The sequence below is a fragment of the Escherichia sp. MOD1-EC6162 genome (assembly GCF_002965125.1).
Classification (GTDB): domain Bacteria; phylum Pseudomonadota; class Gammaproteobacteria; order Enterobacterales; family Enterobacteriaceae; genus Escherichia; species Escherichia marmotae.
In genome coordinates, this window is the sequence record NZ_PTSB01000003.1 from 72882 (window position 1) to 93682 (window position 20801).

General features: G+C 49.9%; 19 protein-coding genes. 13 read left to right on the forward strand and 6 right to left on the reverse strand.

Translation table 11 applies throughout. From position 1 onward, the window contains the following. Nucleotides 1-85: 85 nt before the first annotated feature. Together ybiV and A9587_RS04120 are read left to right on the forward strand one after the other, a co-directional pair. Nucleotides 86-901, forward strand: a complete 816-nt coding sequence (gene ybiV, locus A9587_RS04115) for a sugar-phosphatase YbiV (RefSeq protein WP_016248513.1) — start codon at nt 86-88, stop codon at nt 899-901. 150 nt (nt 902-1051) lie between these two features. Then, nucleotides 1052-2311, forward strand: a complete 1260-nt coding sequence (locus A9587_RS04120) for a DUF1479 domain-containing protein (protein WP_000144645.1) — start codon at nt 1052-1054, stop codon at nt 2309-2311. 221 nt (nt 2312-2532) lie between these two features. Here the strand turns inward: A9587_RS04120 and A9587_RS04125 are convergent, their stop codons facing one another. Further along, nucleotides 2533-4125, reverse strand: coding sequence for an ABC-F family ATPase (locus tag A9587_RS04125; protein WP_000961451.1), 1593 nt, complete (start codon nt 4123-4125; stop codon nt 2533-2535). Nucleotides 4126-4343: 218 nt separating this feature from the next. On the opposite strand from A9587_RS04125, the gene ldtB reads away from it, so the two are divergent. Beyond that, the gene (gene ldtB, locus A9587_RS04130) at nt 4344-5264 is read left to right on the forward strand and encodes a L,D-transpeptidase (protein WP_001056379.1); all 921 of its coding nucleotides are present in this window, start codon (nt 4344-4346) and stop codon (nt 5262-5264) included. A 57-nt stretch (nt 5265-5321) separates the two neighbouring features. Here the strand turns inward: ldtB and A9587_RS04135 are convergent, their stop codons facing one another. Beyond that, complete coding sequence (locus tag A9587_RS04135; RefSeq protein WP_105263402.1) at nt 5322-6440, reverse strand: anion transporter; 1119 nt, start codon at nt 6438-6440, stop codon at nt 5322-5324. Further along, complete coding sequence (gene mntR, locus A9587_RS04140; RefSeq protein WP_000091026.1) at nt 6437-6904, reverse strand: manganese-binding transcriptional regulator MntR; 468 nt, start codon at nt 6902-6904, stop codon at nt 6437-6439. The genes A9587_RS04135 and mntR overlap by 4 nt, the downstream gene beginning before the upstream one ends. Nucleotides 6905-7089: 185 nt before the next feature. On the opposite strand from mntR, the gene mntS reads away from it, so the two are divergent. Next, nucleotides 7090-7218 carry a manganase accumulation protein MntS gene (gene mntS / locus A9587_RS04145; protein WP_001001759.1) on the forward strand — a complete coding sequence of 43 codons (129 nt, stop codon included), beginning with the start codon at nt 7090-7092 and terminating at the stop codon, nt 7216-7218. A gap of 267 nt (nt 7219-7485) precedes the next feature. Further along, the gene (opgE, locus tag A9587_RS04150) at nt 7486-9069 is read left to right on the forward strand and encodes a phosphoethanolamine transferase (RefSeq protein ID WP_001054649.1); all 1584 of its coding nucleotides are present in this window, start codon (nt 7486-7488) and stop codon (nt 9067-9069) included. A gap of 50 nt (nt 9070-9119) precedes the next feature. On the opposite strand, the gene ompX is transcribed toward opgE, so the two are convergent. Together ompX and A9587_RS24385 are read right to left on the reverse strand one after the other, a co-directional pair. Then, the gene (ompX, locus tag A9587_RS04155; RefSeq protein ID WP_001516050.1) at nt 9120-9635 is read right to left on the reverse strand and encodes an outer membrane protein OmpX; all 516 of its coding nucleotides are present in this window, start codon (nt 9633-9635) and stop codon (nt 9120-9122) included. Between the two features lie 52 nt (nt 9636-9687). Further along, nucleotides 9688-9753 carry a protein YliM gene (locus A9587_RS24385; RefSeq protein WP_120795379.1) on the reverse strand — a complete coding sequence of 22 codons (66 nt, stop codon included), beginning with the start codon at nt 9751-9753 and terminating at the stop codon, nt 9688-9690. Nucleotides 9754-9986: 233 nt separating this feature from the next. Between A9587_RS24385 and rhtA the strand changes: the two genes are divergently transcribed. The 6 genes from rhtA (at nt 9987) to ybiO (ending at nt 16791) form a co-directional block, all read left to right on the forward strand. Further along, nucleotides 9987-10874, forward strand: a complete 888-nt coding sequence (gene rhtA, locus A9587_RS04160; RefSeq protein ID WP_001119539.1) for a threonine/homoserine exporter RhtA — start codon at nt 9987-9989, stop codon at nt 10872-10874. A gap of 299 nt (nt 10875-11173) precedes the next feature. Then, complete coding sequence (gene dps / locus A9587_RS04165) at nt 11174-11677, forward strand: DNA starvation/stationary phase protection protein Dps (RefSeq protein WP_000100800.1); 504 nt, start codon at nt 11174-11176, stop codon at nt 11675-11677. 402 nt (nt 11678-12079) lie between these two features. Then, the gene (glnH, locus tag A9587_RS04175; RefSeq protein WP_105263403.1) at nt 12080-12826 is read left to right on the forward strand and encodes a glutamine ABC transporter substrate-binding protein GlnH; all 747 of its coding nucleotides are present in this window, start codon (nt 12080-12082) and stop codon (nt 12824-12826) included. 108 nt (nt 12827-12934) lie between these two features. Further along, a complete protein-coding gene (gene glnP / locus A9587_RS04180; protein ID WP_001159054.1) occupies nt 12935-13594 on the forward strand; it encodes a glutamine ABC transporter permease GlnP in 660 nt (219 codons plus the stop codon). Beyond that, complete coding sequence (gene glnQ / locus A9587_RS04185) at nt 13591-14313, forward strand: glutamine ABC transporter ATP-binding protein GlnQ (protein WP_000569100.1); 723 nt, start codon at nt 13591-13593, stop codon at nt 14311-14313. The genes glnP and glnQ overlap by 4 nt, the downstream gene beginning before the upstream one ends. Before the next feature lie 252 nt (nt 14314-14565). Further along, complete coding sequence (ybiO, locus tag A9587_RS04190) at nt 14566-16791, forward strand: mechanosensitive channel protein (RefSeq protein WP_105263404.1); 2226 nt, start codon at nt 14566-14568, stop codon at nt 16789-16791. Here ybiO and rlmF read toward each other — a convergent pair. Further along, on the reverse strand, nt 16788-17714 hold the full coding sequence (gene rlmF / locus A9587_RS04195) for a 23S rRNA (adenine(1618)-N(6))-methyltransferase RlmF (protein ID WP_001516046.1): 927 nt from the start codon (nt 17712-17714) through the stop codon (nt 16788-16790). The two genes, ybiO and rlmF, sit on opposite strands and share 4 nt — an antisense overlap. A 275-nt stretch (nt 17715-17989) precedes the next feature. On the opposite strand from rlmF, the gene mcbA reads away from it, so the two are divergent. Together mcbA and A9587_RS04205 are read left to right on the forward strand one after the other, a co-directional pair. Beyond that, a complete protein-coding gene (gene mcbA, locus A9587_RS24390) occupies nt 17990-18250 on the forward strand; it encodes a DUF1471 family periplasmic protein McbA (RefSeq protein ID WP_001516045.1) in 261 nt (86 codons plus the stop codon). 263 nt (nt 18251-18513) lie between these two features. Then, complete coding sequence (locus tag A9587_RS04205) at nt 18514-20796, forward strand: catecholate siderophore receptor Fiu (protein WP_105263405.1); 2283 nt, start codon at nt 18514-18516, stop codon at nt 20794-20796. The last annotated feature ends 5 nt before the right edge of the window (nt 20797-20801 follow it).

Sequence of the window (20801 nt, forward strand, 5' to 3'; positions counted from 1 at the left end):
TACTTTCATTCGAAATATAATTTGTGCTCCACGTCACATTGTTATTACACTGTTACGGTTTCATTTTTGAGCCAGGAGCACACATATGAGCGTAAAAGTTATCGTCACAGACATGGACGGTACTTTTCTTAACGATGCCAAAACGTACAATCGGGCACGTTTTATGGCGCAATATCAGGAGCTGAAAAAGCGCGGCATCGAGTTCGTTGTCGCCAGCGGTAACCAGTATTACCAGCTCATTTCCTTCTTTCCTGAGCTAAAGAATGAGATCTCTTTTGTCGCGGAAAATGGCGCGCTGGTCTACGAACATGGCAAGCAGTTGTTCCACGGCGAACTGACCCCGCATGAATCTCGAATTGTCATTGGTGAACTACTGAAAGATAAACAGCTCAATTTTGTTGCCTGCGGTCTGCAAAGTGCATACATCAGTGAAAATGCCCCTGAATCATTCGTTGCATTGATGGCAAAACACTACCATCGCCTGAAACCGGTAAAAGATTATCAGGACATTGATGATGTTCTGTTCAAGTTTTCACTTAACCTGCCGGATGAGCAGATCCCGCTGGTAGTTGACAAACTGCACGTTGCGCTCGACGGCATAATGAAACCCGTTACCAGTGGCTTTGGGTTTATCGACCTGATTATTCCCGGCCTGCATAAAGCGAACGGCATTTCACGGTTACTGAAACGCTGGGATCTGTCGCCGCAAAATGTGGTGGCAATTGGCGACAGCGGTAACGACGCAGAGATGCTGAAAATGGCGCGTTATTCTTTTGCGATGGGCAATGCAGCGGAAAACATTAAACACATCGCCCGTTACACTACCGATGATAATAATCATGACGGCGCGCTGAATGTGATTCAGGCGGTGCTGGATAACACAGATCCTTTCAATAAGTAATCTTCCCCTGGCCGGAGCGCCCCCTCCGGCCTCTCTCTTTTTTCTCGCTTTGTGCAGTGACTCAAGATTTTTATCTTGCGTTAACTTATTTTTAACTTAAAGTATCAATCGTAATCATTTTTACTTTCGAATGAAAGATGTGAGGTTGATATGACTTTTACCTGTGAGACACTGCCAACAGATACGAAAGCGGCTATCCGTAAGATGAAAGCGGAGCTGCGACAGCAGATCGGTGATGTGCAACATGTCTTCGATAAACTCTCAGCAAAAATCGAAGCGCGTGTAGCAGAAATAGATGCCCTGAAAGCACAAGGATTGCCGGTTTGGCCGGAGATCTCTTATAGGGATATTGCAGCCGGTACAGTAAACAATGTCACTCGCAATGAAATTAAGCGCCGCGGTTGTGCGGTAATAAAAGGCCATTTCCCTCGTGAGCAGGCGCTGGCGTGGGATCGCGCAATGCTCGACTACCTTGATGCCAATCACTTTGATGATGTATATAGAGGTCCTGGCGACAGTTTTTTCGGTTCGCTGGAGGCTTCTCGCCCCGAAATCTATCCCATTTACTGGTCACAGGCGCAGATGCAAGCGCGACAGAGCGACAATATGTCTGCGGTTCAATCTTTCCTTAACCGCCTGTGGAAATCTGAAAGCAACGGCAAACAATGGTTTGATCCCGATGTCAGCGTGATTTATCCGGACAGAATTCGCCGTCGCCCACCAGGCACGACGTCCAAAGGTCTGGGCGCACACACCGATTCTGGTGCTCTGGAACGCTGGCTATTACCCGCTTATCAGCGCGTTTTTGCCAATGTTTTCAACGGTAATTTTGATGATTATGATCCGTGGGATGCTGCGCATCGTACCGATGTAGAAGAATACACCGTAGATAACACCACCAAATGTTCGGTGTTCCGCACGTTTCAGGGCTGGACGGCGCTCTCCGATATGTTGCCTGGCCAGGGATTATTACATGTGGTGCCAATCCCGGAAGCGATGGCATACGTTTTACTGCGTCCGTTACTGGATGACGTACCGGACGACGAGCTGTGCGGTGTCGCGCCTGGTAAGGTTCTGCCAATTTCAGAGAAATGGCACCCATTGTTGATAAAAGCACTCACGTCAATTCCGGCAATAACAGCGGGGGATTCCGTCTGGTGGCACTGCGATGTGATTCACTCCGTCGCGCCGGTAGACAATCAACAAGGCTGGGGGAACGTGATGTATATTCCCGCCGCGCCGATGTGCGAGAAAAACCGGGCTTATGCGCACAAGGTCAGAAAGGCACTGGAAAAAGGCGTCTCGCCGGGTGACTTCCCACGTGAAGATTATGAAGCAAACTGGGAAGGCCGCTTTACGCTGGAGGATCTGAACGTTCACGGTAAACGCGCGCTGGGCATGGACGTGTGAAAGTTGATAGATTAGTGGAAGTGAGGTTAAGGAAGTCGGTTCGATGTTACTCAGAGAGCTGACAACGTGCGCTTTGTTAATGCCGGATGCGACCTACAAAATCTTGCAGATTCAATATATTGCAGGGACTGCGTAGGCCTGATAAGCGTAGCGCATCAGGCAATCTTGCGTTTGTCCTCAGCCGCCGTCACCCCGACTGTATCGGGGTGACGGGCAATAACTTACTCGATCCCTCTGCTACGCAGATAATCTTCGTAGTTGCCGCTAAAGTCGATCACGCGTTCCGGAGTGATTTCCAGAATACGGGTCGCCAGGGAGCTTACGAACTCACGGTCGTGAGAAACAAAGATCAGCGTGCCCTGATACAGTTCCAGTGCCATGTTCAGCGACTCGATGGATTCCATATCCAGGTGGTTGGTCGGTTCGTCCATGATCAGAATATTCGGTTTCTGCATCATTAACTTACCAAACAACATACGGCCTTTTTCACCACCGGAAAGTACTTTAGCAGGCTTTTTGATGTCGTCCTGGCTGAACAACAAACGACCGAGAATGCTGCGTACCGCCTGCTCGTCATCGCCTTCCTGTTTCCACTGGCTCATCCATTCAAACACGGTCAGATCATTATCGAACTCATATTCATGATCCTGTGCGTAGTAACCAATACGCGCATTTTCTGACCATTTTACAGTACCATTGTCCGGTTCCAGATCCCCTACCAGCGTTTTCAGCAGGGTCGATTTACCGACGCCATTGGTGCCGAGTACTGCCAGCTTTTCACCCACTTCCAGCAGCAGGTTGATATTTTTAAACAGCGGACCGTTATCAAACCCTTTAGTCAGGCCTTCTACTTCCAGCGCATTACGGAACAGCTTCTTATCCTGCTCAAAACGAATGAACGGGTTCTGACGGCTGGAGGCTTTCACCTCTTCCAGTTTGATTTTATCAATCTGACGCGCACGTGAAGTCGCCTGACGAGATTTCGACGCGTTGGCGCTAAAGCGGCTTACAAAGGACTGCAACTCGGCAATCTGCGCTTTCTTCTTGGCGTTATCAGCCAGCAGGCGTTCGCGTGCCTGGGTCGCCGCCGTCATGTACTCATCGTAGTTACCCGGATAAACGCGCAGCTCACCGTAATCCAAATCCGCCATGTGCGTACAGACCATATTGAGGAAGTGACGGTCGTGCGAAATGATGATCATGGTGCTGTCACGCTCGTTCAGCACCTGCTCCAGCCAACGAATGGTATCGATGTCCAGGTTGTTGGTTGGTTCGTCGAGCAGGAGAATATCAGGATCGGCAAACAGCGCCTGCGCCAGCAACACACGCAGTTTCCAGCCTGGAGCCACTTCGCTCATTGGGCCGTAGTGTTGCTCCACTGGAATACCCACGCCAAGCAGCAGCTCACCGGCGCGTGCTTCCGCAGAGTAACCGTCCATTTCGCCGTATTTCACTTCCAGATCGGCAACTTTGTAGCCATCTTCTTCGCTCATTTCCGGCAAAGCATAGATGCGGTCGCGCTCCTGTTTCACTTCCCACAACTCTTTATGCCCCATGATCACCGTATCCAGCACGGTGAACTCTTCAAAGGCAAATTGATCCTGGCGCAGTTTACCAATGCGCTCGTTGGGATCGAGGGAAACGTTGCCCAGCGTCGGCTCTAAGTCGCCGCCGAGGATCTTCATAAAGGTGGATTTACCACTACCGTTCGCGCCAATCAGGCCGTAACGGTTGCCGCCGCCAAATTTGACGGAAATGTTTTCAAACAACGGCTTACTGCCGAACTGCATGGTGACGTTACTGGAAACTAACACAGGCGTATCCTGAAAAGAGATATGACAAACCGCGTATTATGCCATAAGTCTGAAAGAAGATCCCGCTCGCCGCTTAAGGTCTACACTCTTCCCAAAGGCAAAAAATGTGATTTCGTACACATCTGATTTCACTGTTAGCAGGAATGAACATATAATGCGCTTCCAATACTCTAATATTCTCAACCTAATGGCCTGCCAGGCACGAAATCTCGCTTAACATGAATATGAAATTGAAAACGTTATTCGCAGCGGCCTTCGCTGTTGTCGGCTTTTGCAGTACCGCGTCAGCGGTAACTTATCCTCTGCCAACCGACGGGAGTCGCCTGGTTGGTCAGAATCAGGTGATCACCATTCCAGAAGGCAATACCCAGCCGCTGGAGTATTTTGCGGCCGAGTATCAGATGGGGCTTTCCAATATGATGGAAGCGAACCCTGGTGTGGATACCTTCCTGCCGAAAGGCGGCACCGTCTTGAACATTCCGCAGCAACTGATCCTGCCAGACACGGTTCATGAAGGTATTGTAATTAACAGCGCAGAGATGCGTCTGTATTACTATCCGAAAGGGACTAACACCGTTATCGTGCTGCCGATCGGGATTGGTCAGTTAGGTAAAGACACGCCTATCAACTGGACCACCAAAGTAGAACGTAAGAAAGCCGGCCCGACCTGGACACCGACCGCCAAAATGCATGCGGAATACCGTGCAGCAGGCGAACCGCTTCCGGCTGTTGTTCCGGCTGGTCCGGATAACCCAATGGGGCTGTACGCTCTGTACATCGGTCGCCTGTACGCTATCCACGGCACCAACGCCAACTTTGGTATCGGCCTGCGTGTAAGCCACGGTTGTGTGCGTCTGCGTAACGAAGATATCAAATTCCTGTTCGAGAAAGTGCCTGTTGGTACGCGCGTACAGTTTATTGATGAACCAGTGAAAGCGACCACCGAGCCAGACGGCAGCCGTTATATTGAAGTCCATAACCCGCTGTCTACGACCGAAGCTCAGTTTGAAGGTCAGGAAATTGTACCAATTACCCTGACGAAGAGCGTACAGACCGTGACCGGTCAGCCAGATGTTGATCAGGCGGTTCTGGACCAGGCTATTCAAAACCGTTCCGGGATGCCAGTTCGTCTGAATTAATCTTCAAAACTTAAGCAAAAGGCGGACTGATAATCCGCCTTTTTTATTTTCCAGCGCTTATCCAACCGGGAGCATAACTAACAAAACGTATCCTACCAGCGCCGCCCACAACAGCATTGGTATCGAATAGAGATGGAAACGCCACCAGATACGACGATCGTTCGCCATACGCAGTGCAATCAAATTTGCCAGCGATCCCGGTAACAAACCAAAACCCCCGACATTTACCGCCCAGGCCAGTAACAACGACGGCGGCACATAGTTCAGCAGCAAAATTGTGCCCGGCACATTACTGATCACCTGCGATAAACCAATTGCCGTTAGCCATAATCCGGGTTCGGATAAATAACTCACGTGACTCAACACGCCCTGTAAAGCTGGAAGTTGGGTCAGCAAATGGACGTCGATAAACATCGCCATAAACACCAGCAGCAGCGTCCAGTCCACACTCAACACCACGCGACGTGCCAGCAGCGCAAATCCCGCTGCTACAATCACCAGCCCCCATAGCTCTTGTTTCAACTCAAGCGCCGTAAGAAAAACGATATACAGTCCCAGACAACTCCACACCAGTCGCGGCTTCCACTCCGGCGTTTGCGTACCAGTATGATACTGCAACGCCCTTCCAGGGAAACAACACCAGCACAGCAGCAATAGTGTCAGCATCATCACGCCAGCCAGCGGTGCCATTTGTGCAATAAAACCGGCGAACGAAAGGCCAGAGCGTCCCCAGATAAGAATATTTTGCGGGTTGCCTATCGGCGTCAGCAGCGATCCGGCATTCACCGCCAGCGCCTCGAATATAATCAACCGATTAACCGGGATCTCACACAGTCTCTTTAGCGTAATGGTCAGCGGAACAACAATGAACAGCGCAACATCGTTGGTCAGAAACGTAGAAAGTAGCGCCGCCGCCAGCACCATAAACATTGCCAGTCGACGTTCAGTGGCAAAACGGCGCACCATTTTACGCCCCAGCACATCAAAATAACCGCTTAACTCCACACCTTTGGTCAGCAGCATCAGGCCACTTAAGGTGATGATGGTGTGCCAGTCGATAGCGCCAGGCCAGGACTTTGGTGCGAAAGGAACGAAAAAACTTAATCCGATGCCAACAAGAATTAATAACTGAAAAAAACGATCGCCTTGTAGCGTGCGTAAAAAAGGCAGGCTCATTTGGCACCGTGTTTCTGGGTAAACAAACGAAAGGCGTCCAGCGTCTCTTCACTGACATGGTGTTCCATACCTTCCGCGTCACGACGGGCGATTTCCGGGCTGACGCCCAACACCAGCAAGAAATTTTCGACAATCTGATGCCGCTCACGGCTTTCCTGCGCCAGCTTTTCCCCTTCCGCAGTCAAAAACACGCCTCGCCAGGGGATCATTTCAATTAGCCCCATTGTTGCCAGCCGCTTGAGCATTTTAGCCACCGTCGGTTGAGAGACGCCCAGACGGGCGGCCATATCAACCTGACGTGCTTCTCCCACTTCTCTAATCAAATCAGAAATCAGCTCAACGTAATCGTCGATAAGCTCGCGACGATGTGCCTCTCTGACCTGGCGAAACCCTTCAACGTGCTCTTCCACGTTCACTAACTGCGTCACTTTTTTTACTGTTGGCGTACCTGCGCGACGACTCATTGTGCTTCCTCATTATGGTGACACATATATAGCGCTCTCATTTCGTGCGCACATTGTAAACCAGAGTTGTGAAGGCACAAAAATTTAACGTTTTAGCAATAGCTATATAATATAGCCTGTGCTATATCTGTATGTAATGCAATCATCCCTCATGGATCGACGGGATTAGCAAGTCAGGAGGTCTTATGAATGAGTTCAAGAGGTGTATACGCGTGTTTAGTTACTCCCCCTTTAAAGTGCGGTTAATGCTGCTCTCGATGTTGTGCGATATGGTCAACAACAAACCGCAGCAAGATAAACCCTCCAATAAATAGCGGCGTCGCGGTACGCCGCTTCACTCCAGCTTTTAGCAGAAACATTGTTTGGCTTGAAAAACCCCACTTTTTGTCGGATTTGCTATCCTCTTCGCAAAAGATTTTTTCGTCAGTAGTTGACCTGAGCGGCGGCTCGCTCTATCTTCTTGCAGCCCTGCGTATATTGCGGCTCGCGGATGCGGACCACTCCACTCTCTTCTCGCACTCTTGCAGGTATTGACCCTTGACGCCAGGGTGAGCACATGGCGTTTGTTACGATAGTGGCATATGAATTTAACCCTCAAAGAATCGCTTGTTACCCGTAGCCGGGTATTTAGCCCGTGGACTGCGTTCTACTTTTTACAGTCGCTATTAATTAATCTCGGCTTAGGCTATCCCTTCAGTTTGCTCTACACCGCCGCGTTTACGGCTATTTTGCTTTTGCTATGGCGGACATTGCCTCGCGTGCAAAAAGTCCTGATCGGCGTCAGTTCGTTAGTGGCAGCTTGTTATTTCCCCTTTGCTCAGGCCTACGGCGCGCCTAACTTCAATACATTGCTGGCATTGCACTCCACAAATATGGAAGAGTCGACTGAAATCCTGACGATTTTTCCGTGGTACAGCTATCTGGTCGGCTTATTTATTTTTGCGCTCGGCGTGATTGCTGTCCGGCGAAAAAAAGAGAGTGAAAAAGCGCGCTGGAATAAATTCGACAGCCTGTGCCTGGTATTCAGTGTGGCGACATTTTTTGTCGCTCCGGTTCAAAACCTGGCCTGGGGCGGCGTATTTAAACTGAAAGATACTGGCTATCCGGTATTTCGTTTTGCTAAGGATGTCATCGTTAACAATAACGAGGTAATTGAAGAGCAAGAACGGATGGCGAAACTTTCCGGGATGAAAGACACCTGGACGATTACGGCAGTTAAGCCGAAATACCACACTTATGTGGTGGTGATCGGTGAAAGTGCGCGGCGCGACGCGCTTGGTGCCTTTGGCGGCCACTGGAACAACACCCCGTTTGCCAGCAGCGTTAACGGCCTGATTTTTGCCGATTACATTGCCGCCAGTGGTTCCACGCAAAAATCGCTCGGCTTAACGCTTAACCGCGTGGTCGATGGCAAGCCACAGTTTCAGGATAACTTTGTCACCCTTGCCAACCGCGCGGGTTTTCAGACATGGTGGTTTTCCAATCAGGGACAAATTGGTGAATACGATACCGCCATCGCCAGCATCGCCAAACGTGCGGATGAAGTGTACTTCCTGAAAGAAGGGAATTTTGAAGCCGATAAGAACACCAAAGACGAAGCGTTGCTGCAAATGACCGCTCAGGTGTTGGCGGAAGAACACTCGCAACCGCAACTGATTGTTTTACATCTGATGGGCTCACATCCGCAGGCCTGCGACCGGACACAAGGCAAATACGAAACCTTCGTACAATCGAAAGAAACGTCATGCTATCTCTACACCATGACGCAAACGGACGACTTACTGCGCAAACTTTATGACCAGTTACGCAACAGCGGTAACAGTTTCTCTATGGTTTACTTTTCTGACCACGGTCTGGCCTTTAAGGAACGCGGTAAAGAAGTCCAGTATCTGGCTCACGACGATAAATATCAGCAAAATTTCCAGGTGCCTTTTATGGTCATTTCAAGCGACGATAAAGCGCATCGGGTAATTAAAGCACGCCGTTCAGCCAATGACTTCTTAGGCTTTTTCTCACAGTGGACGGGGATAAAAGCGAAGGAAATTAACATCAAATACCCGTTTATTTCTGAAAAGAAAGCCGGGCCGATATACATCACAAACTTCCAGTTACAGAAGGTGGATTACAACCATCTCGGAACCGATATATTCGATCCCAAATCTTGAGACAAAAAAAATCCGCCCCGAGAGGCGGATTTTTTATATCACCGAAGTGATTAGAAGCGGTAACCAACACCGGCAATCCAGGTGCCTACGTCAACGTTACGAATACGGCTCTGCTCGTAAGAGAAGTCCAGAGCAACGTTTTCGATTGGGTTGAACTGCAGACCCGCACCGTAGGAGAAGCCGTAGTCGCTGGTGTCGTGTTTGAAGGTCGGGTAGTTAGTATCCTGGAATTTACCGTAACCAACACCGACTACACCATAGATGCTCGCCCAGTCATTGATACGGTATGCCGGACCTGCGGTGATGCCGTAGTACTGGGTTTTGTTGTAATCGCCTGCACTGTTAGTACGACTTTTTTCAGTGTAAGTGAAAGAACCGATCACACCCAGCGGGCTGTTGTCTTCTTCATAGCGGTATTTCAGGTTGAAACCGCCCATTTTGTTCATTTTGCCCTGAGCGTCGCTCTGAGCATAACCACCAGTAACGGTAGAAGTAGCAGCTACGGAAGTACCTGCGGTGAAAGCCAGAACTGCGGCCAGTGCTGAAAGACATGCAATTTTTTTCATAACCACCTCAAATGTGATTCAAATAAGTCCTAAGCTTTAAATATATCAAAAATTAATGGGAAACTCTTCGCGATTTGTGATGTCTAACGGGCCATTTCATGTAACAGAACGTTTCCACATGCCGCTATCCATCTAAATTTAAATCATTTTTTCAGTGAATTGCGTAAGTATTACGCATATTTTCACTCTCACTCATCCAGATTATTCCTAATCATCAGACTAATGAGTCAATCAATCCTGGCGCATTTTAGTCAAAACGGGGAAAAATTTTTCAACAAATGCTCAACCAGCCTGCGGTATATCCAGTACACTCCACGCTTTACCTTACTATACAAACTTATGGGAGAAATGATGCCAGGGTCATTACGTAAAATGCCGGTGTGGTTACCGATATTAATATTGCTCGTTGCCATGGCATCTATTCAGGGTGGAGCCTCATTAGCAAAATCTCTTTTTCCACTGGTTGGCGCGCCCGGGGTTACTGCACTGCGTCTTGCTCTGGGGACACTGATTCTTATCGCTTTCTTTAAGCCGTGGCGGCTGCGTTTTGCCAAAGAACAACGGTTGCCACTGTTGTTTTACGGTGTATCGCTGGGTGGAATGAACTATCTTTTTTATCTTTCTATTCAGACCGTACCACTAGGAATTGCGGTTGCGCTGGAGTTCACCGGACCACTGGCGGTGGCGCTGTTCTCCTCGCGTCGTCCGGTAGATTTCGTTTGGGTTTTGCTGGCAGTGCTCGGTCTGTGGTTCCTGCTGCCGCTGGGGCAAGATGTTTCCCATGTCGATTTAACCGGCTGTGCGCTGGCTCTCGGTGCCGGTGCTTGTTGGGCTATCTACATATTAAGTGGGCAACGTGCGGGTGCTGAACACGGCCCTGCAACGGTGGCAGTTGGCTCGCTGATTGCGGCGTTAATTTTCGTGCCAATTGGCGCGTTACAGGCCGGAGAGGCTCTCTGGCACTGGGCAGTGGTTCCATTGGGTTTGGCTGTCGCAATCCTCTCGACCGCTCTGCCCTACTCGCTGGAGATGATTGCCCTCACCCGTTTGCCGACGCGAACATTTGGCACTCTGATGAGCATGGAACCGGCGCTGGCCGCCATTTCCGGGATGATTTTCCTCGGTGAGATGCTGACGCCGATACAGCTTCTGGCACTCGGCGCTATCATTGCCGCTTCAATGGGCTCCACGCTGACAGCACGCAAAGAGAACAAAATAGAAGAATTAGATATTACTTAAATTTACAATTCTGCATGGTTATGCATAACCATGCAGAATATTCCGCTTTTTTTCACCTGCTACGGCCTTATATATCCGGTTATACAAAAGCATATTTATTCCGAAAGCTTCTGATGAACAAATAAATAAGAATCGTTCTTATCATTACATATAACTTACTGAATTTATATCAGATTTTATTTTTCACGTTTATTACCGCTATTAGTGCGATAGGAACAGCCACAATAGCGAAATACATAGCCGGTGCTATACTTAATCCCGTTAATTGCTGGGACATAACATCAAGAGGATATGAAATTATGAGTACCGCTAAATTAGTTAAATCAAAAGCGACCAATCTGCTTTATACCCGCAACGATGTCTCTGACAGCGAGAAGAAAGCAACAGTAGAGTTGCTAAATCGTCAGGTTATCCAGTTTATTGATCTTTCTTTGATTACTAAACAAGCGCACTGGAATATGCGCGGCGCTAACTTCATTGCCGTACATGAAATGCTGGATGGCTTCCGTACAGCCCTGATTGATCACCTGGATACCATGGCGGAACGTGCGGTACAACTGGGCGGCGTTGCCCTTGGCACCACTCAAGTTATCAATAGCAAAACACCGCTGAAAAGCTACCCGCTGGACATCCACAACGTTCAGGATCACCTGAAAGAACTGGCAGACCGTTACGCGATTGTCGCCAATGACGTACGTAAAGCAATCGGGGAAGCAAAAGATGATGACACTGCGGATATTCTGACCGCCGCTTCCCGCGACCTGGATAAATTCCTGTGGTTTATCGAATCTAACATCGAATAAATCCATCGCTGATGGTTCAAAACTTTAGTACGCAATGAAACGGCTTCCTGACAGGAGGCCGTTTTGCTTTGCTGCCCTTCTTAATGCACTTTTTTAGTGCATTCATCTACCGTCCCCGGCTGAATAAGTAAATTTTTTGTATCCACAACATCACACAATCGTTACATAAGGATTGTTTTTTCATCAGGATTTACGCTAAATGATCATTGTGCTGACTGCACAATTTTAGCGCACCACTTTGGTGCCCCAGAATGGTGCAATCTGGGGGCGTTGCCCCATAGATCGTGCAGTAAGATTTTGTCGCATCTCGAAAAATCAACGGGTTGCAAAACTGGCACGATTTTTTCATATATATGAATGTCACGCAGGGGATCGTCCCGTGGATAGAAAAAAGGAAATGCTATGAAGTCTGTATTAAAAGTTTCACTGGCTGCACTGCCCCTGGCTTTTGCGGTTTCTTCTCATGCCGCGGATAAAAAATTAGTTGTCGCGACAGATACCGCTTTCGTTCCGTTTGAATTTAAACAGGGCGACAAATACGTGGGCTTTGATGTCGATCTGTGGGCGGCAATTGCTAAAGAACTGAAGTTGGATTACGAACTGAAACCGATGGATTTCAGCGGCATTATTCCGGCATTACAAACCAAAAACATCGATCTGGCACTGGCGGGCATCACTATTACCGACGAGCGTAAAAAAGCGATCGATTTCTCTGACGGCTACTACAAAAGCGGCCTGTTGGTGATGGTAAAAGCCAACAATAACGATGTGAAAAGCGTGAAAGATCTCGACGGTAAAGTCGTTGCAGTGAAGAGCGGCACGGGTTCCGTTGATTACGCAAAAACTAACATCAAAACCAAAGATCTACGTCAGTTCCCGAATATTGATAACGCCTATATGGAACTGGGCACCAACCGCGCAGACGCTGTTTTGCACGATACACCAAACATTCTGTACTTCATCAAAACCGCCGGTAACGGCCAGTTCAAAGCGGTAGGTGACTCCCTGGAAGCTCAGCAATACGGTATTGCGTTCCCGAAAGGTAGCGACGAACTGCGTGACAAGGTCAACGGCGCGTTGAAAACCCTGCGCGAGAACGGAACTTACAACGAAATCTACAAAAAATGGTTCGGTACTGAGCCGAAATAATTATTGCCTTTAATTTATGGCCCGGTGGCCTTTTGCATACCGGGCCTGCGTTTCGCCCAGCCAGTCTTCTGGCTCAGGGTATTTACACCACGGTAACAGGAACAACATATGCAGTTTGACTGGAGTGCCATCTGGCCGGCCATTCCGCTTCTGATCGAAGGCGCTAAAATGACTCTGTGGATTTCTGTCCTCGGTCTGGCTGGCGGCCTGGTGATCGGCCTGGCGGCTGGTTTTGCACGCACCTTCGGTGGTTGGATAGCCAACCACGTCGCGCTGGTCTTTATTGAAGTGATCCGCGGGACACCTATCGTCGTCCAGGTAATGTTTATCTACTTCGCCCTGCCGATGGCGTTTAACGACTTACGTATCGATCCGTTTACTGCGGCGGTGGTCACCATCATGATCAACTCCGGCGCGTACATCGCGGAAATTACCCGTGGAGCGGTATTGTCAATCCACAAAGGTTTTCGTGAAGCCGGGCTGGCGCTCGGTCTTTCACGTTGGGAAACCATTCGCTACGTCATTTTACCGCTGGCACTGCGCCGTATGCTGCCGCCACTGGGCAACCAGTGGATCATCAGCATTAAAGACACCTCGCTGTTTATTGTTATCGGCGTGGCGGAACTGACCCGTCAGGGACAAGAAATTATTGCCGGTAACTTCCGCGCCCTTGAGATCTGGAGCGCCGTAGCGGTGTTCTATCTGATTATTACCCTGGTGCTGAGCTTTGTTCTGCGTCGTCTGGAAAGAAGGATGAAAATCCTGTGATTGAATTTAAAAACGTCTCCAAGCACTTTGGGCCAACCCAGGTGCTGCACAATATCGATTTGAACATTAGCCAGGGCGAAGTGGTGGTGATTATCGGACCATCCGGTTCGGGTAAATCGACCCTGCTGCGCTGCATCAACAAACTGGAAGAAATCACCTCCGGCGATCTGATTGTCGATGGCCTGAAGGTTAACGATCCGAAAGTTGACGAGCGTCTGATTCGCCAGGAAGCAGGCATGGTGTTCCAGCAGTTTTACCTCTTCCCGCACCTGACTGCGCTTGAAAACGTAATGTTTGGCCCGCTGCGCGTGCGTGGTGCAAACAAAGAAGACGCAGAAAAACTGGCGCGTGAACTGCTGGCAAAAGTTGGCCTCGCGGAACGCGCGCATCACTACCCTTCCGAGCTTTCTGGTGGTCAGCAACAGCGTGTGGCGATTGCCCGTGCGCTGGCGGTGAAGCCGAAAATGATGTTGTTCGATGAACCGACATCGGCTCTTGATCCGGAACTGCGCCATGAAGTGCTGAAGGTCATGCAGGATCTGGCAGAGGAAGGTATGACGATGGTGATCGTAACCCACGAAATCGGTTTTGCCGAAAAAGTGGCTTCACGTCTTATCTTTATCGACAAAGGCCGGATTGCGGAAGATGGCAATCCACAGGTGTTGATCAAGAATCCGCCAAGCCAGCGTTTGCAGGAATTTTTACAGCACGTCTCTTAATAAGACACATGGCCTGATGTGCTACGCTTATCAGTCCTACAGAATATATAGCAACTTATTGAAATTGCATAAATTTGTAGGAGCGTTCACGCCGCATTCGGCAAAAAAGCCCGCACGTTATCAGCAACCTGCTTAATATCCCTTCCTCCCTTTCACCCGAAAGGGAGGAACACCAGATTCCTCTCATTTAAAATTCCCCCTCCCCCAGCATCTATACTTATCTTTTTGCTCTATTTTCTCACTGGAGGAGTCATGCGGTGGATCCTGTTCATCCTCTTCTGCCTGCTGGGCGCACCTGCCCACGCGGTATCCATACCCGGCGTTACAACCACAACGACAACGGCCCCAACGACTGAACCGGCTCCGGAACCGGATATTGAACAAAAAAAAGCGGCCTATGGTGCACTGGCGGATGTGCTGGATAATGACACCTCGCGCAAAGAGCTGGTCGATCAGTTACGCACCGTCGCCGCCACGCCCCCCGCGGAACCCGTACCGAAGATCGTGCCGCCAACGCTGGTTGAAGAGCAAACCGTGCTACAAAAGGTGACCGAAGTCAGTCGCCATTATGGTGAAGCTCTCTCCGCACGCTTCGGGCAACTTTATCGCAATATTACTGGCTCCCCACATAAACCGTTTAATCCGCAAACCTTCAGCAACGCCCTTACCCATTTTTCCATGCTGGCCGTTTTAGTGTTTAGTTTTTACTGGCTGGTTCGCCTGTGCGCACTGCCGTTATATCGCAAAATGGGTCTGTGGGCGCGGCAGAAAAATCGTGAGCGCAGTAACTGGTTGCAGCTTCCGGCGATGATTATCGGTGCGTTTATTATCGACCTGCTGTTACTGGCACTGACATTATTTGTCGGTCAGGTTTTAAGCGACAACCTGAATGCGGGCAGCCGCACCATTGCTTTTCAACAGAGTCTGTTTCTCAATGCTTTCGCCCTGATTGAATTTTTCAAAGCTGTTTTACGCCTGATTTTCTGCCCGAACGTTGCTGAACTGCGTCCATTCTCTATTCAGGATGAGAGTGCCCGCTACTGGTGCCGCCGCCTTAGCTGGCTAAGCGGCCTGATTGGTTATGGCCTGATTGTGGCTGTACCGATTATCTCAAACCAGGTGAATGTGCAAATCGGGGCACTTGCGAACGTCATCATCATGCTGTGTATGACGGTGTGGGCGTTGTATCTGATATTCCGTAATAAAAAAGAGATTACCCAGCATTTGCTCAACTTCGCGGAACACTCACTGGCCTTTTTCAGTCTGTTTATTCGTGCTTTTGCGCTGGTGTGGCACTGGCTGGCAAGCGCCTATTTTATCGTGCTGTTTTTCTTCTCGTTATTTGACCCAGGAAACAGCCTGAAATTTATGATGGGCGCGACGGTGCGTAGCCTGGCGATTATTGGGATCGCGGCGTTTGTTTCCGGTATGTTTTCTCGCTGGCTGGCAAAAACCATTACCCTTTCGCCACACACTCAGCGTAACTATCCGGAACTGCAAAAACGGCTGAACGGCTGGCTGTCGGCGGCGCTGAAAACGGCACGTATTCTGACAGTGTACGTAGCGGTGATGCTACTATTCAGCGCCTGGGGACTGTTCGATTTCTGGAACTGGCTGCAAAACGGCGCGGGGCAGAAAACGGTGGATATCCTGATCCGCATCGCTCTCATCCTTTTCTTCTCGGCAGTTGGCTGGACGGTACTCGCCAGTTTGATCGAAAATCGGCTGGCTTCGGATATTCATGGTCGCCCGCTGCCCAGCGCCCGCACGCGTACCCTGCTGACACTGTTTCGCAACGCGCTGGCGGTGGTAATCAGTACCATCACCATTATGATTGTGTTGTCGGAAATTGGCGTCAATATTGCGCCGCTACTGGCAGGAGCCGGAGCGTTAGGGCTGGCGATTTCCTTCGGTTCGCAAACGCTGGTGAAAGATATTATTACCGGGGTGTTTATTCAGTTTGAAAACGGCATGAATACCGGAGATTTAGTCACCATCGGGCCGCTGACCGGCACGGTTGAACGCATGTCGATTCGATCCGTGGGCGTGCGCCAGGATACCGGGGCTTATCACATTATTCCGTGGTCCTCGATAACCACCTTTGCCAACTTTGTCCGCGGCATTGGCTCTGTGGTGGCGAATTACGATGTTGATCGTCATGAAGATGCCGATAAAGCCAATCAGGCGCTAAAAGATGCCGTGGCGGAAGTGATGGAAAATGAAGAAGTTCGCGGGCTGATTATCGGTGAACCTAACTTTGCCGGAATTGTTGGCTTAAGCAATACCGCGTTTACACTGCGTGTTTCGTTTACCACGCTGCCACTCAAACAGTGGACGGTACGTTTTGCCCTCGACAGCCAGGTAAAAAAACATTTCGACCAGGCGGGTGTTCGCGCACCGGTACAGACTTATCAAGTGCTGCCTGCTCCGGGCGTTACCCCGGCAGAACCATTACTACCGGGAGAACCGACACTTTAACGCTGACGATTGGCAAAACGACGACGCTGTTCGTCGTTCATAAAGGTCCAGGCAATGAAGCGGCTCTGCTTTTGCCCCTGGGCCATCTCTTTTTTGACCACTTTTACCGCGCCAACATCCGTCAGAGCACGATACAACGGCGGTAAGTTTTCGCCACGAGAAACCAGCGAGGTGAACCACATTACCTGCTTCGCAAAGCCTTTACTCTCTTCAATCATCTTTTTGATGAAAGCCACTTCACCGCCTTCGCACCACAGCTCCTGCTGCTGACCGCCAAAGTTCAACGCATCGTCTCTGTTTAATCCGAGATTACGCCGTTTGCGCTCGCTACCAGCACGCGCTGCCGCGGCAGAGTCGTGGAACGGCGGGTTACACAAGGTTGCGTCATATTGCTCATTTTTATGGATAATGCCGTTAAAAATAGCACTATTCTCTTTTTGCCGACGCAGGCGGATGGCGCGGTTAAGCCCCGGATTGGCGCTGATGATCGCCTGCGCGCTGCTTAACGCCTGACTGTTAGTTTCAGTACCGGTAAAACGCCAGCCATATTCATGTACGCCAATCAGCGGATAAATACAGTTCGCGCCAACGCCGATATCCAGAATGCTGGCACTGGCCGGAATTGTTCCGGTCGCCTCAGCCAGTAAATCGGCAAGATGATGAATATAATCCGCCCGGCCAGGTACTGGCGGACACAGAAAACCGTCAGGAATATCCCAGTTCGCCACGGCATAAAAATGTGCCAGCAACGCCTTGTTGAGCGCCTTCACCGCCAGCGGATTGGCGAAGTCTACGCTTTGCTCACCGGCAGGGGTAAGCGTGAGAAATTGCTTCAGTTCAGGATTCACCTGACAGAGCGTGGCGAGATCGTAGCGGCTGTGATGACGGTTGCGCGGGTGCAACCCCGGTTTCTGGGCGGACATAGCATTCTCCTTTAAGCAGCGGCGTAAGATACCCGCATAACGCGGCAGGGTAAATATCTGGCTGCGTTTAACATGACTCAAAACCTTAACCTGACTGCATTTTTCAGCAATTCACCATAAAAATCAGCCCCCTGCATGTCATTGATTTGTCTGGTTTTGTAAAAATACATCATTCAAAAAACAAGCACATCTCTGTCAATTTTTTGCGTCATTCTCATCACGCAGGAGACCTACACTTATCAGGCACTACTCGTTGTATTTATGAGGATGTCATTATGAAAAAGTGCCTCGCACTACTGCTTGCCACCGTCCTGAGCGGAATCACCTTCACGGCTTATGCCGCGCAACCTCTGAGTAACCAGGACAGCGGTCAACTACGGCCAGCCGGAACCGTTTCGGCAACCGGTGCATCTAACCTAAGCGATCTGGAGGAAAAACTGGCAGAAAAAGCGCGCGAACAAGGCGCGAAAGGTTATGTCATTAATTCCGCAGGCGGAAATGATCAGATGTTCGGTACTGCAACCATCTACAAATAACCACACCAACGCAACTGCATTCGCCTCTGGATGCAGTTTTCGCCTGTTTTGTAAGCAAAAAACATCAAATATGAACACAATGTAAATAAATGTATTTATTTTTCACGCAATGGGTGATAGAAAATCGCGCCAGGTGATAATGCTTATCAAAATTATTATCACTTCAAGATTACTATTACGGGATTAACAGTGGCATCGCATCCGCAGAGACGCTTTCTCGTGACAGTGAAAATTTAAACATATAAGAAAAAGTCACCTGCCAAATGGAAAACAATCGCAATTTCCCTGCCAGACCCTTTCATTCGCTCACGTTCTTTGCCGGTCTTTGTATCGGCATCACGCCTGTGCCACAGGCTCTCGCCGCAGAAGGGCAACAAAACACTGATGATACACTGGTTGTCGAGGCATCGACGCCTTCGCTTTATGCGCCACTTAAATCTGCCGATCCAAAATTCTCCCGCCCGGTCATCGATACCACCCGCACAATGACGGTGATTTCTGAACAGGTGATAAAAGATCAGGGCGCAACCAACCTTACTGACGCGCTAAAAAACGTACCTGGCGTGGGCGCATTTTTTGCCGGTGAGAATGGTAATTCCACTACCGGCGACGCCATTTATATGCGCGGTGCGGATACCTCTAACAGCATTTATATTGATGGCATCCGCGATATTGGTAGTGTCTCACGTGACACTTTCAATACCGAACAGGTGGAAGTCATTAAAGGCCCATCCGGCACCGATTACGGACGCAGCGCGCCGACAGGTTCGATCAATATGATCAGTAAACAGCCGCGTAATGACTCAGGTATTGACGCCTCTGCCAGTATTGGTAGCGCCTGGTTCCGTCGCGGCACACTGGACGTCAATCAGGTGATTGGTGACACCAGCGCAGTGCGCCTGAATGTGATGGGCGAAAAAACGCACGATGCCGGGCGCGAAAAGGTTAAAAATGAACGTTACGGCGTCGCCCCTTCTGTGGCATTAGGCCTCGGTACGTCGACGCGTTTGTATCTCAACTATTTACACGTTACCCAGCACAACACGCCGGACGGCGGCATTCCGACCATTGGTTTGCCGGGTTATTCCGCACCTTCTGCAGGAACGGCGGCACTGAACCATTCCGGTAAGGTGGATACGCATAACTTTTATGGTACGGACTCCGATTACGACGATTCGACCACCGATACCGCCACTATGCGTTTTGAACATGACATCAGCGATAACACCACCATTCGTAATACCACCCGCTGGTCGCGCGTGAAGCAGGATTATCTGATGACGGCGATTATGGGCGGAGCATCGAATATTACCCAGCCCACCAGCAATGTGGATAGCTGGACGTGGTCACGCACGGCGAATACTAAAGATGTGAGTAATAAAATCCTCACCAACCAGACTAACCTGACGTCGGCGTTCTATACCGGTTCAATCGCCCATGATGTCAGTACCGGCGTGGAATTTACCCGCGAAACGCAGACCAACTACGGCGTTAATCCGGTGACGTTACCGCCGGTGAACATTTACCATCCTGACAGCAGCATTCATCCTGGCAGTCTGACGCGCAACGGTGCCAATGCTAACGGCCAGACAGATACCTTCGCGATTTATGCCTTCGATACGCTGCAAATCACCCGTGATTTTGAGCTGAACGGCGGGATCCGTCTGGACAATTATCATACTGAATATGACAGTGCTACCGCCTGCGGCGGCAGTGGTCGCGGTGCCGTCACCTGCCCAACTGGCGCGGCAAACGGTTCTCCGGTCACCACCGTCGACACCGCCAGGTCGGGCAATCTGGTCAACTGGAAAGCCGGGGCGCTGTATCATCTGACGGAAAATGGCAATGTCTACGTCAACTATGCTGTTTCCCAACAACCGCCTGGCGGCAGCAACTTCGCTCTTGCACAGTCTGGCAGCGGTAACAGCGCCAACCGCACCGACTTTAAACCGCAAAAAGCGAAGACCAGCGAAATTGGCACCAAATGGCAAGTGCTGGATAAACGCTTGCTACTAACTGCCGCGCTGTTCCGTACCGATATCGAAAATGAAGTTGAGCAAAACGACGACGGGACTTACTCGCAGTACGGTAAAAAGCGCGTCGAAGGCTATGAGATTTCCGTGGCTGGAAATATCACTCCCGCATGGCAGGTGATTGGCGGATATACCCAGCAAAAAGCGACCATTAAAAATGGTGCGGACGTGGCTCAGGATGGTTCGTCATCACTGCCGTATACGCCAGAACACGCCTTTACCTTATGGAGCCAGTATCAGGCAACGGATGATATCTCCATTGGTGCAGGCGCACGCTATATCGGCAGTATGCATAAAGGTTCTGACGGCGCGGTGGGAACTCCGGCGTTTACTGAAGGTTATTGGGTTGCCGATGCCAAATTGGGCTATCGCGTCAATCGCAACCTCGATTTCCAGTTAAACGTCTACAACCTGTTTGATACCAATTACGTGGCCTCGATTAACAAGAGCGGCTACCGCTATCATCCGGGCGAGCCAAGAACCTTCCTGCTCACCGCCAATATGCATTTCTGATTCAG